Raw genomic sequence first — 14487 nt, forward strand, 5'->3', positions numbered from 1 at the left:
AAAATACCTCCAAATATGTAGGTTATTTCTGCTGCAATCATAGGTCTTTTTTCTCCAAACCAATCAAAGAAGAAACTTTGACTTTTTACATATTGAACCTCTTTAGTTACTTCTACTCTTGGAGCTCTAATAAATATACCCTGTGATAATCTTAGGTCAGCTGATTTATTATAAAGGTCAATGCTTTCATAGATACGCTTTGTAAAGAAATCTCTCATGTCTGACCGTGCTATATGATTTAAAATTAGAGTGTAATTATGCATTGTAACTCTTGACATGAATCCTAGATATTGTAGATAAAAACCATCAGTAAATAAGCGTGGAGCATCTATTTTAACATCGCTGTCTGTAAATCCATTTGGTACTGGTAGTTTCTCTTCATTAAAAATGTTAGTTAATTCTTGAATATGTTGCGCTGTCAAATCGCATGTTTGTTGTAAAATATCACGAGTTTCATTATCTTTAACTTGGTTTAGAAAATATTTAAGTACGCATACTAGCATAGAATCACTCATGTATGACTCCCATAATCCACCTATCTCTGATGAAATTAAGGGTATGTCTTTTATATTGCCCATAAATATAGACCTCCTAATAAATAATTTATTAGAATTAGTATTAACATATTTTATAAAAAAATGTACTTAATTTAATATTTTATAACATATTTAAGTGCGCCCAGTAAGTTAAATTCATTACTGTTCTTATTTTAAGTTAATGATTTAGTATCATTTTAATAGTATAATTGATAATAACGAGGAAAACTGTTATGTGAAAGGAGAAATCATTGAAGAAAACAAAGTTACTTCTCAGTCAATTGATGAATATATTTTTGAATTTCCTCCTGAGATTCGGGAATTACTTGAAACGATAAGAAAAGTTATAAAAGAGTCTGTACCTGGCGCAAAAGAAAAGATAAGTTATGGAATGCCTACTTTTTATAAAAATATGTTGAAATAAAAAAAATTTAAGTTAAAGTTAAGGGGGATAGCATGAAAACTAAAGTTATTGTATTGGCCACTACATGTGGGGTGGGTTTATTTACTGTATTTCCTTTTATGAGTATGAGTTCTTTATCATATAGTATTATACTAAATTTCTTGTTGATGTTTTGGATGTCTATTGTGGTAACATTATGGACACCAGCACTCAAATCATCTTATTTTAATAGCCACACTATTGAAGATGAAGGGAAAATATACAAGTACCTTGGCGTTCATTTTTTTAGAAAATTGCTAGTGTTAAGTGGTTGGGAGAGTAGTAGAAAAAAAGAAACTCCTATTAGGAAATCATTGATTTTATTAGAATATTATGAGTACAGAACTAGAACCTCCGAATTTGGACACGGAATTATCGCTATTATAATTGCTCTCATTAGTGTATATGTTTGTGTGGTGTATTCATTTAAGGAAACGATATGGTTAATATTTCTTAATATATTTATGAATATATACCCTATTATAGTCCAACGTTATAATCGTCCAAGGGTGCAGCGAGTGATTAAAAAACTTAAATTAAAAAATTCTAATACATAGTATTTTATCCTGAAATAACACAATTTCTGCCTAGGTTTTTTCCTTCATACAGCGCTTTGTCTGCTTTTTTTATTGTATCATTAATCATTTCATATTCTTCATTAACTGTTACCCCAAAGGTCATTGTAATTGGAATTTGAACTCCTTCATACTCTATATTTAGTTTTTCTATAATTTTTCTAATTTTATCAGACAGTATATGGGCACCCTCAATTTCTGTTTCTGGGAGTAAGATAAGAAATTCCTCCCCACCCCATCTGCATATAGAATCTTGTTCTCTTACTGCAGCCTGTAGGCTTTGCGATATTATTTTTAATACACGATCTCCACAGTTGTGTCCGAACTTATCATTAATTTTTTTAAAAAAATCTATATCTGCAATAATAATTGAAAAATTATTTTTAGTTCTCTTATATTTTGTAAATTCATATTCAAGCTTTTCCAGAATGTATCTTCGGTTATATAGACCAGTTAAGGGATCTATCTTTGAATCTAATTCTAGCTTCTTCATATTACATTGCAGAGATAATATTTGAGATGCTGATGATATTCCTGCAAATACGAGTATATATCCAGAAATTATAAATGATAAAAACAATAACATAGCATAAATAGAATTAAAATTTGTTAAGCGCCCTGAGGATGTAGTAAAGTTAGTAATTAACAATAGAAATGCAATAACTGGGTACAAAGACATATAACTAATGGCTTTGTCAGATACTAAATTAAGAATTGTTTTGTATGGCTTACTTATCCAAAAATAAGTTAATATCAATAAAAAAATTTGAATGAAATTTCTAATAATGTAAATAAGGTTTTGAAAATATTCAACATTATTAACATTTGAAATTAATTCTGCAAATTTAATTGCGATAAGAAGTGCAATTGTAGAATATAACCAAATACTAAACATAGTAAAGGCTTTTTTTGAGATTGATTCTTTAAATACTAAATGAAAATAAACTATATATAAAAAGACAATAAGATATATTGAAAATTTTACAATTGTTGGGTTTTGTATATGGGTTGAAACATAAATGCCATTTATAAAAATAAATAAAGTATTCGATATAAAAGTAACAATACAGAATTTTATTGATTTTTTTCTTGTTAGTAAGCAATGAGCCGTTAAAATGCAAAGTAGACTTATAAAAAACGAGGATACCCTATACGTTGTTATCACATCTACTCCTCCTTATCAAAGTTATTTTTAATTTTCCTTAATATAAAACTACATTATAAAATATGTATTTATTCAATTATACAATTATTACTATGAAATGGATATAAAATACTAAATAATTAAATTAATCCTTTTTTAGGTGTGAGTGTAAAGGATATAATAAATAAGAACAAGCAGTACATAAAAAAATTAGTGTTTTCAAATTTATATGAAAAAATTAAATGAACAATGGGAAACGGATGAGACCATATACTTAAATTTATGTTATTATTAGTATATAAATAAACTGTATTTAGTAAACACTTATAGAATAATCCGTATTAAATAAAATTCTTAAGGGGGAATAAATATGTTTTGTCCAAAATGTAAATGTGAATATAGAGATGGATTTAATTTCTGTGCAGACTGTAAAATCGAATTAGTTGAAGAGTTGCCAAGTGAGGAATTGGAAAATGAAGAATTTGAATTTTCAGGACTTGTTACTATAGCAGAAACTGGTAACAGTTCTATAATACCTATAGTTAAGTCGATTTTAGATTATGGTGAAATAAAATATATAATTAAAGGAGAAATGTATAACAGTATTGGTATAATTAATAATATTATGGAAATACAAGTTCAGCTAGAAGATGCTCAGAATGCAAAAGACTTACTAAAAGACTTGGATATGTAGTAGATAATTAAGAGTAAGTAAAGTTAATTAGATTCTTGTAAAATTTAGCAAGAATCTAATTCAACACTTTATAGAATTAAATTATAATGTACTGGAACCATTGATTTTATGGAGTTAAGTTTTAGTTAATAATGCTGTTAATTCTAATTAAATTTAGCAATAGCTTTATAATAGTATACATATGAATTATAAAAAAGTGTCCTATAATAAAATAGGGCACTTTTATAAATGTAATATGAAAAGTTATTGGTAATCAACTGTGATAGCCATCTCAAATCTAATTAAATTTAGTATTTGATTATATATTCTTTAAAGGTAGTGTACCAGGTGAGAGGAGTGGATTATAGATGCAAGACGAAATTCAAATTTACATAGATAGTATAGAGAATAAAATAATAGAACGTAGAAGAGATTTTCACAAATTTGCGGAATCTGCTTGGACGGAGTTTAGAACTGCTTCAATTATTGCCCGGAAATTAATGGATTTAGGTTACGAGGTTAAAGTTGGAAAAGAAGTTATGAGTGAAGAGGATAGAATGGGACTTCCTGATGAAGAGGTATTAGAAAAGCATTATAAACGAGCATTGAAGCAAGGGGCTGATAAAGAATATATTGAAAAGGTCAAGGGTGGATTCACTGCAGTTGTGGGGATACTAGACGCTGGAGAGGGACCAACAATTGCATTGAGATTTGATATAGATGCTCTAGATATTTCTGAAAGTAACGCAGAGGATCATTTGCCCTACAAAGAAGGATTTAACTCTATTAATGAAAATGTAATGCACGCCTGTGGTCATGATGGGCATGGAGCGATAGGTTTAGGCGTGGCACAAACACTTATGGAGATAAAAGATAGAATTAAGGGGAAAATCAAGTTGATTTTTCAACCAGCAGAGGAAGGTGTAAGGGGAGCAAAGTCGATAACAACTTCAGGAGTACTAGATGATGTAGATTATATTTTAGCAGGACATATTGGAATTAAAGAAGATAGTTTAGGAGAGCTTTACTGTGGAGTAGGAGGATTTTTAGCAACATCAAAATTTGATGCCTATCTTACTGGAGTAGCTACCCATGCAGGGGGAAGTCCAGAAAAAGGTAGAAATGCTTTACTTGCAGGAGCAACTGCGGCACTTAATTTACATTCCATACCAAGACATAGTGAAGGAGCAACCCGTATAAATGTTGGAAAGTTAACTGCAGGTACAGGTAGAAATGTTATTCCTGCAAATGCCTACATGATGATTGAGACCAGGGGAGATACATCCAGCTTGAATAAATATATGAAGGAACAGGCAATAAGGGTATTAGAAGCCTCTGCTGCTATGTATGATGTCCACCTAGAGATTAAAGAAATGGGTGGAGCGGAAAGTGGGGATAGTGATAGTGAATTAATATATAAAGTCAAAACTCTTGGAGAAAACATAAATGGATTTAATAAAGTTATTGATGAAAAAGTTAATCTAGGTGCTAGTGAAGACTTTTCATATATGATGAAAAGAGTTCAAGAAAATGGGGGCAAAGCAGTATACATGTTGTTTGGGAGTGATATCAAGGCCAGTCATCATAATGGTAAATTTGACTTTAATGAAGGGTGTTTAAAAAATGCAGTAAAAATCACTTCTATTTTAGTGTATGATATTTTAAAAAAGTAAAGAAGAATGTCTAAAACGCATGTAAATGTTGACATGGACCCTTCAAATTCCAACATTGCTAGTAGAGAAAAGCTTAGATTTATTTTTTTGTATAGTTTGTACATAAACTATAAGAAATTCGAGATAAGATTGATATGTTATTAAGAGGGAATATAAGTTATTCTTATTTTATATAAGAAAACTTAACTAACATCCAATCATTTTAAGGTTTAACGATGTGACGTCAAAGATTATTAAAAAGGAAGGTGTACAGATGTATACAATTAGAGAAGATGCGTTAATTATTATCGAAGAATCTATAAAAGCCGTTCTGCCAGAAGCGGCAGTAATAAAAGCATTAGAAAAAAAGGAATTTACCGGAAAGGTAGTAGTAATAGCAATAGGAAAGGCTGCTTGGAATATGGCCAGTGCCACGAAAAATACTTTAAAAGATAAAATATCAGAGGGTCTTGTTGTTACAAAATATGAACATTCAAATGGGCCCATAGAAGGCTTTGAAATAATTGAAGCGGGACATCCGATTCCAGATGAAAACTCTATATTAGGAGCTTCTAAGGCGATAGAACTAGTTTCTAATCTAACAGAAAAAGATCATGTTATACTTTTAATATCTGGAGGAGGCTCCGCACTTTTTGAAAAACCAATGCTAGGTGTTGACCTTGAAGACATTATGGACATTACAAATCAGCTTCTAAGTTGTGGCGCAGGTATAGTTGAGATTAATACAATAAGAAAACATCTTTCAGCAGTAAAAGGTGGGAGATTTGCGCTGGAATGCGGAAAAGCTAACATATATTCCATTGTTCTATCCGATGTAATTGGGGACCGTTTAGACTCAATTGCTTCAGGACCAGCATATCCGGATAGTTCTACTTCAGAAGAAGCTTTAAGGATAGTAGACAAATACAAATTACAAATAAGTGAAGACTTGAGAAAAGTATTAAGTTTGGAAACACCTAAAAAAGTGGACAACTGTGAAAGTATTATTACAGGAAGTGTTAGTGCCCTATGTGAAGCAGCAGCAGGAACAGCACAGAAATTAGGATATAAGCCAATGCTTATTTCATCAACTTTGGACTGTGAGGCAAAAGAGGCTGGTAGATTTTTAGCGTCAATGGCCAGAGAAATAAAGCAAGGTAATTCAAGTATAAAGCCACCTTGTGCTATTATTGTTGGCGGAGAAACAGTGGTGCGTATTGTAGGAGATGGAAAAGGTGGAAGAAATCAAGAATTAGCATTAGCAGCAGCCATGGGAATAGAAGAGCTTGAAGATATAATAGTATTTTCTGTAGGCTCGGATGGAACAGACGGACCAACGGATGCTGCAGGAGGAATAGTGGATGGTGCAACAACTGATAAAATGAGAAAGTGTAATATGTTACCAGAGGTATATCTAGACAATAATGACTCGTATCATGCACTAAAGGCAAGTGGAGATTTGATAATAATAGGATCAACGGGCACAAATGTAAATGATTTAATAGTTTTACTGTGCAAATAAATATTAAAAAAGTGGATGTAATAAATGGGTAATACATCTAAAATAGTCCAAGTGAAAGTAATATTAAAGATTTAAGATTCAACTAATAAAAGCACTTTGGAAGACGTATGTATATCTCCAAAGTGCTTTTATTATAAAATCATAAAAGGAGATGTTAATAATTGAAGATATTAAGGCAAATGGCGATTTTGTTACTATTAATTTCTATTGGTGATGTGCTTAATAAAGTCTTTGGAATTCCAATACCAGGGAATATACTTGGTATGATTTTATTATTAGTAGCTCTTCTAACTGGAATTATTAAACTACATCAAATTGAAGAGATTAGCAAATTTTTATTAGAGCACTTATCATTCTTTTTTGTTCCAGCGGGTGTTGGATTGCTTTCAGTAACAGGAATTCTTAAAGATTCATGGTACATTTTATTGTTGATAGTAATTTTTACAACCATTTTAGTCTTGTCTACTACGGCACTAGTCGTGCGATTATTAAGGAGGTAGAAGTATGAAGGACATTTTCTCAACTGCTATATTTGCAGTTATGATTTCTCTAATAGCATTTGAAATTGGACTTTTTATTAATAGAAAGACAAAGAAAGCATTTTTGAATCCACTTTTGATTGCTATTGTAATTGTTATAATTGTACTTAAGATATTAAATATTAATTTGGAGGATTACAAAAGGGGAGGACAGCTTATATCTTTTCTTCTAGCGCCGGCGACGGTTGTTTTAGCCGTACCATTATATAAGAATTTCAAACTGCTTATAAAGAATGCAATACCCATTATTGCTGGTATTTTTGCTGGTTGTATAGTAAGCATTACAACTATTATTTTATTATCAAAAGCTTTTAAATTAGATAAGTTATTGGGGTTATCATTAGTACCTAAATCGGTTACAACGCCAATTGGTATTGAGATTTCAAAGCAAATTGGAGGAATACCGGAAATTACAGTTGCAGCAATTATTATAACGGGAATAACAGGTGCAATTATTGGACCTATGGTATTTTCTGCATTGAGAATAAAAGATAAAGTGGCAATTGGAATTGCAATGGGAACTAGCTCTCACGCTCTAGGGACTGCTAAAGCAATGGAAATGGGAGAAATAGAGGGAGGGATGAGTGGTATAGCAATAGGGGTTGCTGGACTAATAACAGTTGTTATTGCGCCTATGATAATTAAAATATTTCATCATTTTTCTATTATATAGTTTTATTATCATGTTTTGTAAACTTACTATAAGAATTATGTGTAAGGCATTTAATAAGGTAAATTAAGGGTAGTATACATTGACAAAAAAATAAAAAATCTATATCATTTAAACTATAATGGTTTGAAAGGAGGTACGATATGTCTCTTTTAGGTCCAGCATTAGCACAAAAATTTATTGATAAAACAGCAAAAAATTTAGAATACAATGTAAATATTATGAATGATAAGGGAATAATTATTGCTAGTAAAGATACTTCAAGAATTGGGAATTTTCATGAAGTTGCTTTTAATTTGTTAAATGGAACCCTTGGATCTGGAATTGTAAATGATGGCCAGAAATATTTAGGTACAAAACCAGGAGTAAATCTTTTTATTGATTATAAAGATAAACATGTGGGAGTTATATGTGTATCTGGAGCACCAGAAAGTGTAAACGCATTTGCCCAGCTTGTTAAATCATCTATGGAAGTAATGTTGGAGTATGAAATTAACATGGATGTAGAACATGTAAGAAAAAATAAAACCGAGCAGTTTTTATATTATTTGTTATTTGAAGAAAAATTAGATATGCTATTAGCTAATACTATGGCAGAGGAACTTGAAATTTCAAAAAATACATTAAGAACCTGCATTATTATTAAACATAATTCACAGTATGACTCTATAAACGTAATGAAGACGCTGATGAGTGCAGAGGGTCACACATCTCAGGATATTATATCAACAGCAACAAATGGAGATATAGTTATGTTTAAGGCTATTAATATTGAACGTTTAGAGGCTATTAGAGATTATAAGTTAATTATATCTGATTATTTAAATGATTTTTTTGAAGAAGATAGTGATAAGAAAATGAGTATTACAGTAGGCTCCTTGCAGGATAATATCAGCAAATATAGAGAATCTTATCTTCATGCGCAGGAATTAGGTTTGGAAATAAAAGGGAATAAAGGCATATACTTTTTTAATGACTATATTTTAGATTACATTAGGCGTATTGCTACCATAAAAGTTTATGATAATATATTTAGTGTCTATAATACTTTATTTAGTGAGCAAGAAAAAACATTCATTGCTGAATCAGTAGAAGTATTAAATAAGAATAATTACAATATAGTAAATACTTCAAAAGCGCTATTCATGCATAGAAATACATTGCTTTTTAGATTAAATAAAATAAAAGATACTTTAAATATTGATCCTATTGCAAATGCTGCCCATAGAGAATTTCTTAATGAATTAGCTTATTATTTTAGACGCACTTAATTAATTAAAATTTTGGGTTTCCCATTTATAGGTTCCTAGGAATATGAAATAAACAAAAATGCTATGAATTATTTTCATAGCATTATATATTAATTTAGGATGACATCAATATGTTATTATATATATAATGAAATATATTTTTGGGTATCTGTAAAATAGGTACCCATTTTTTACGTGAGCAGAATTTTATGCAATAATTAGGCCTTTCTGATATATTCAAACTTCTGTTTGCTAAGATGAATTTAATTAGTAATTATTGATTAGAATCTAGTTAAATTTAACAAGAATCTAATTCGACACTTTACTTCACTTAACTAATAATACGATGAAGCCGTTGATTTTACGGAGTTAAGCACAGTTAATAATGCTGCTAAATCTAATTAAATTTAACAATAACTTTTGTTTAGTATGATATATATAAATTCAGAAAGTCATTAAATCTACTATAAATAATTACAAATAGCAAAGATAAACTTCCACCTACAATAGGTAATATAATTTCCAAGATGACAGCATTCACCTAATTTAACAAAATTATTATGATATAATGGGGTTATTAAGGGTTTGAATAATAAAATGTATAATTTTAGTATTACTTACGTTGGGAGGGATAATTATGAATCTAGTATTTACTTATGGAAGTTTGATAAATCGAAAGGAAATTGAAAAGACCTTGAGAAAAGATGATGCTGAGGAGAATTATGAAGTACTTGGTATAGGAAAACTTGATAACTACAGGTTAGCTTTTACAAGGGAATCTACTAAATGGAAGGGGGGAGTGCTTGATGTTATAGCTTCCAACCATGATTATGTTCTTGGACTGGTGCTGAAGGTGAGTAGTAGAGCACTGAGGGCAATTGATAGGAGAGAAGGAGTTAGTGCAGGAATTTATAAACGTGAAACTGTAAGTGTACAACTGGGTGAAGAATTTATTGAAGCAATCGTTTATACCATAGTAAATAAGGAGCTAAATGGAGTTAAAGCCTCAGAGGAATATGTTAATAAAGTTGAAGCTGGCATGATAGAAGAAGGGTTTTCTGAAGAGTATATTAATAAATACCTTCTTTGTGAGGCTTCTAAAGAAGTAATATTAAATACTTTGAGATATATAAGAGAAGAGCGTAATGCTCCAAGTTTGTTTATGATTGCCAATACCGTAGGGATAAAGCGTTTGAATATCCACCTATTGGTAGATTGCTTGACAAAAAGTGGATTTATAAGACAGGACAGAAAAGATGTTGTTGATAAATATAATGATGGTGCAAAGTACTATTCTGTTCGGGGAAAAAGGGAAGAAATAGATCGCATACTTGAGAGAGATTTAAACGATAGCTTAATACCATTTGAAAGTATAGATTCCGTTAATTCTGATTTGGATCATAAAACTAGAACTTGCATGAATTGTTTAACCACCTACAAAGAAGGGAAAATTTTGTGCCCAAAGTGCTTAAGGAAGCTTGATGATATTGATACTCCTATGCTTGATATAATTTTTCATTTAAATAGAAAGGGGTATAAAACTGAGTTTTGCTGTAGTGGGCATCCTACATCGAAATTGTATTCTGCCTATTTTGTTGTAAGTGGGATTATTAATGGAATAACAATTCCGGATGGATTTAGCCTTGAATGTGAGGATGATAGAACAACTATAGCTTCTTTAGTTGTAAAAAAAGGTGAATTAAATCTATCATCGTTTGAACTTGAAGAATTAGCGAAAAAAAATTTAAAAACCCTTAGAAAATGGGTTATAGAGTTACCAGAACAGGAATAACTTATGAAAAATTAGGTATATTTGCCGAAGAATTAGAGCTAATAGAATTATTGCAGTAATAAAAATACTCTGATCAACTAATGATAAAAAAGCTATCAAAATGTAATAAACATTACATTTTGATAGCTTTTTTTTTAGAATTGTTACACTGTAAATTTTATCTTTTGAAAATACAAATAAATCAAATCTAAACAGTGGATTTGTTTCTTCCTGTTTTTTTACTTTCAAATAAATTAATATCCGCGATTTTTATTACATCTTGGATATTACGTACTCCTTTAGGCGCAACAGCTATCCCAATACTGGATGTAAACTTTATTTCAACTTCATCAGCTATCACAACAAAATTTTCTATCACTTTTCTAATTACCTCTGCTTTAGCGAAAGCTGATGCTTTTGAATATAATCCATGTAAATATACTACAAATTCTTCCCCACCATATCTACACACTATATCATCGTTACTTGTATTTTCAAGGAGAATTCCACCAAATGCTTTTAATACTATATCTCCTGCCTCATGTCCATACTTGTCATTTACAAGTTTAAATTTGTCTAGGTCAAACATTAAGATACAACAATCATTTTCATAAATACGCATGTTTTCTATCATGTCATAAAAAGCTCTCCTATTACAACAGCCAGTAAGTAAATCTGTATTAGCCTGAATCAATATTTTCTCATTAAGTGACCTATTGTCTAGTATAAATACTAATTGAGCACAAATAAGTTTTAAAAATTGTTTTGTATCTCCCTGAGTTGTACTGTTTTTAGCTGTAAGCACTTCTATAGCACCAATAATTTCATCGTTTTTAGTTATATATTCAAGCATACAATTATCTACTTTACTAAAAGTATCTAATTCAGAACCTATTTCATGATTAATTGATGCCATTACTATTAGCTTTCCTTTTACAGCTATTGCTACTGTACAATTGGAAACCCCTAGTATACCTACTATCATGTCACTTAATATTTCGTATAAGTCCTTTGATAACTGAAAGTCATTTAAATACTTATATATATCAAGTATAGAGGTTAGCATCGCTACTTGTTTTTCACAATCATTAATGGTTTTAATATGTTTTATGGTTTGTTTCTCCATTAATTCTTGGTAATTGTTGTATTCTTTATTTAAATCTGTAGATTCCATACTCAACACCTCACAAAATTTTAATATATATTTTGATATAGACTGAAATTAATAATTGAATTTATTTATCAAATACTATTATAACAAAAAATACATTGAAAAACAGTTTTAATTTACAGTTTTTGGTTTTTATGCTTGTTTTATTTATTTTATTTACAGCTATGATATAATTTAATTATTGTAGAAAAAGATTCAGTATGTCGAAAATCTACGTGAATTAGTGCTGAAGGAAAAGAAAATACGATTAATTATACATGGGGGTATAGATGTGAAACAGGTAAAGATATTACATTGTGCAGATATTCATCTAGGAGCAGAGCTCACAACACTTGGTAGGAAAGCTGTGACTCGTAGAGCTGAAATCAAAAGAACTTTTATGAATATTTTAGAATTATGTCAAACGCAGCAAGTTCAGATATTGTTAATTGCAGGAGATTTTTTTGATAATGTACATATAGAGGATAATGTGCTAAGCGAGATAAAAAATGGGTTTGAAGGCTTAGCGGATACCATTGTGGCAATTGCACCAGGAAATCATGATCCTCTTACGGAAGATTCCCCATATTCAAAAAAAGATTTTTGGCCTGAAAATGTCATTATTTTTAAAAATGGGTTAGAGAGTGTAGAGATTGAAAATTTAGGTGTTCGTCTGTGGGGGGCGGCTTTTACAGGAACATATGTAACAGCTTCAATGCTTCAGAATTTTACTGTTCCAAGGGACGAGCTAATTAATATCTGTGTAATTCATGGTGAACTCGTTGCAACAAATCAAAGAAGTAATTACAATCCAATTACGGAAACACAACTGTCAAAGAGTAGAATGGACTACATAGCACTCGGACATATTCACAAACAGACTGAGGTACTAAAGACTGGGGATACATATTACGCTTATTCTGGTTGCCCAGAGGGAAGAGGATTTGATGAACTTGATGAAAAAGGAGTTTACCTTGGAATAGTAGCAAAAGGATTTTGCAAGCTGGAATATCACGAGATGTGTAAGCGTATGAATATTGAACTTCATGTAGATATTTCTGAAGCCATTAATTCTAGAATGGCAGTTGATATTGTATTAGATAAAATGAAATCAAAATATGGTGAGACTTACTCTGAGAATCTATATAAGGTAATCCTCGAGGGAATGATTTCGGATAATGTTTGTATTAATATTGATGATATGAAAGCCTCCCTTAATGAAGTATATTTCATTAAGATTAAAGATCATACAACAATAGAAATTGATTTTGATTCGGCTTCAACAGAAATAACGCTTAGGAATACTTTTATGAGAAAAATGATTGAACGGATAAATGATGCAGCTCCTGATAAAAAAGAGGATTTAAACACAGCACTTAGACTCGGAGTAAAGGCATTTTTCGGGGAGGTTAAATATAGTGAAGATTAATAAATTGCAGATTGGCAGTTTTGGTAAGTTCAAGGATTACGAATTAGAGCTAAAAGATGGATTTCAGATAGTATACGGCAAGAATGAAGATGGAAAATCAACTCTTATGGCATTTATTAAAATGATGTTTTACAGCAAACTTGAAAGAGGGAGAGGTATCGATAAAAATTCAAGGAAGAAATACCAGCCATGGGATGGAGCTAGTATGAATGGCGCTGTTGAATTTGAACATGGTGGAGTATCTTACCTTCTGCAGAAAGATATAGGTGCTACTCCTGGTGCTGATAAAGTGAATTTAATTAAAATGGGTACAGGTGAAACGGTATCACTTGGCAAGAATGAGGAAGTTGGAAAAAGATTTTTTGGACTTGATTTAGGTGGGTTTGAACGAAGCGTTTTTATAAGCCAAATTGGAAGCTTCGGCGCAAATGGTAATAGTGATGAGGTTTCAGAAAAATTAATGTCAAATCTAGTTCTCTCAGGAGATGAAGATATTTCACAGCAACTTGTAATGAATCGTCTTAATGATGCAACTTTAGATATGGAGTCGAAAAATCGAAAAAAAGGAATTTTTATTGAGGCTAAAAATGAACTTGAATCGTTACGCAGTGAAAGAGCTGAAATTCAAATCCTAGAGAACCAGCAACAGGAAAACATGGAAGAATATCATCTTTTGGATGATAAGCTAAAAAAGCAAAAAAATATTCAGAAATTATTGAAATTAAATACAGATAAAAATAAATTCCAGCAACTCACCTCACTTACAGAAAAGATAACGAAATATACGGAATCAGAAAAAACATTAGAAAAAGAAAATATTCCTTGCGAGAGTCTTACAGGATTTTTAAAGGATTGTAATTCTTTAATGGACGAGAGTGAGACAATAAAGGGTAGCCTGCAAAAACTCAAAGGTTCAATTGAAAGTGAAATTAAAAATGAAGGTAATTTAGTTCCTATTAGTGAAAATGAGTACAAGCACATAAATGAGTTAGCCCTAAAGGAAAAAACACTTATGGAACTATTAAACAGAATAGATGAAGACTTTATTCCAGTTCTTACTTCTTTTATAGAAGCAAAGAATGACCACAAAGCTTCCGAAACACTGTTAAAAAATGAAGAAGCCCTAGTTAAAGA

14 protein-coding genes are annotated in these 14487 nt (G+C 30.8%); 11 read left to right on the forward strand and 3 right to left on the reverse strand.

Annotated elements, in window-relative coordinates; translation table 11 throughout:
• Window positions 1–578, reverse strand: a 578-nt coding sequence (locus JJE11_RS04870) for a DUF3231 family protein (protein ID WP_291633194.1), incomplete at its 3' end; no start/stop codon positions are given.
• A gap of 193 nt (window positions 579–771) precedes the next feature.
• Between JJE11_RS04870 and JJE11_RS04875 the strand changes: the two genes are divergently transcribed.
• Together JJE11_RS04875 and JJE11_RS04880 are read left to right on the forward strand one after the other, a co-directional pair.
• Complete coding sequence (locus JJE11_RS04875; protein WP_291633195.1) at window positions 772–960, forward strand: DUF1801 domain-containing protein; 189 nt, start codon at window positions 772–774, stop codon at window positions 958–960.
• 32 nt (window positions 961–992) lie between these two features.
• Window positions 993–1535, forward strand: a complete 543-nt coding sequence (locus JJE11_RS04880) for a hypothetical protein (protein WP_291633196.1) — start codon at window positions 993–995, stop codon at window positions 1533–1535.
• A gap of 4 nt (window positions 1536–1539) precedes the next feature.
• Here the strand turns inward: JJE11_RS04880 and JJE11_RS04885 are convergent, their stop codons facing one another.
• Window positions 1540–2448: a GGDEF domain-containing protein gene (locus tag JJE11_RS04885; protein WP_291633197.1), complete on the reverse strand. Its 909-nt coding sequence runs from the start codon at window positions 2446–2448 to the stop codon at window positions 1540–1542.
• Window positions 2449–3067: 619 nt separating this feature from the next.
• Between JJE11_RS04885 and JJE11_RS04890 the strand changes: the two genes are divergently transcribed.
• The 7 genes from JJE11_RS04890 (at window position 3068) to JJE11_RS04920 (ending at window position 10795) form a co-directional block, all read left to right on the forward strand.
• The gene (locus JJE11_RS04890) at window positions 3068–3391 is read left to right on the forward strand and encodes a hypothetical protein (RefSeq protein ID WP_291633198.1); all 324 of its coding nucleotides are present in this window, start codon (window positions 3068–3070) and stop codon (window positions 3389–3391) included.
• A 347-nt stretch (window positions 3392–3738) separates the two neighbouring features.
• Window positions 3739–5043 carry an amidohydrolase gene (locus JJE11_RS04895; RefSeq protein WP_291633199.1) on the forward strand — a complete coding sequence of 435 codons (1305 nt, stop codon included), beginning with the start codon at window positions 3739–3741 and terminating at the stop codon, window positions 5041–5043.
• 253 nt (window positions 5044–5296) lie between these two features.
• Window positions 5297–6544 (forward strand): glycerate kinase, encoded by a 1248-nt coding sequence (locus JJE11_RS04900; protein ID WP_291633200.1) that lies wholly within the window; start codon window positions 5297–5299, stop codon window positions 6542–6544.
• 161 nt (window positions 6545–6705) lie between these two features.
• Window positions 6706–7044 (forward strand): CidA/LrgA family protein, encoded by a 339-nt coding sequence (locus JJE11_RS04905; RefSeq protein WP_291633201.1) that lies wholly within the window; start codon window positions 6706–6708, stop codon window positions 7042–7044.
• A 4-nt stretch (window positions 7045–7048) separates the two neighbouring features.
• Window positions 7049–7756: an LrgB family protein gene (locus JJE11_RS04910; RefSeq protein ID WP_291633202.1), complete on the forward strand. Its 708-nt coding sequence runs from the start codon at window positions 7049–7051 to the stop codon at window positions 7754–7756.
• A 140-nt stretch (window positions 7757–7896) separates the two neighbouring features.
• Window positions 7897–9024: a sugar diacid recognition domain-containing protein gene (locus tag JJE11_RS04915; protein WP_291633203.1), complete on the forward strand. Its 1128-nt coding sequence runs from the start codon at window positions 7897–7899 to the stop codon at window positions 9022–9024.
• A gap of 616 nt (window positions 9025–9640) precedes the next feature.
• On the forward strand, window positions 9641–10795 hold the full coding sequence (locus tag JJE11_RS04920; RefSeq protein WP_291633204.1) for a gamma-glutamylcyclotransferase family protein: 1155 nt from the start codon (window positions 9641–9643) through the stop codon (window positions 10793–10795).
• A gap of 187 nt (window positions 10796–10982) precedes the next feature.
• Here JJE11_RS04920 and JJE11_RS04925 read toward each other — a convergent pair whose 3' ends face one another.
• On the reverse strand, window positions 10983–11948 hold the full coding sequence (locus JJE11_RS04925; protein ID WP_291633205.1) for a GGDEF domain-containing protein: 966 nt from the start codon (window positions 11946–11948) through the stop codon (window positions 10983–10985).
• A 268-nt stretch (window positions 11949–12216) separates the two neighbouring features.
• Between JJE11_RS04925 and JJE11_RS04930 the strand changes: the two genes are divergently transcribed.
• Entirely contained in the window at window positions 12217–13353 is a 1137-nt protein-coding gene (locus JJE11_RS04930; protein WP_291633206.1) for a DNA repair exonuclease, read from the forward strand.
• On the forward strand, window positions 13343–14487 hold a 1145-nt coding region (locus JJE11_RS04935; protein ID WP_291633207.1), incomplete at its 3' end, for an AAA family ATPase. The genes JJE11_RS04930 and JJE11_RS04935, both read left to right, overlap by 11 nt.

Source organism: Clostridium sp., assembly GCF_016650095.1.
In the GTDB taxonomy this organism is placed as follows: domain Bacteria; phylum Bacillota; class Clostridia; order Clostridiales; family Clostridiaceae; genus Clostridium_AD.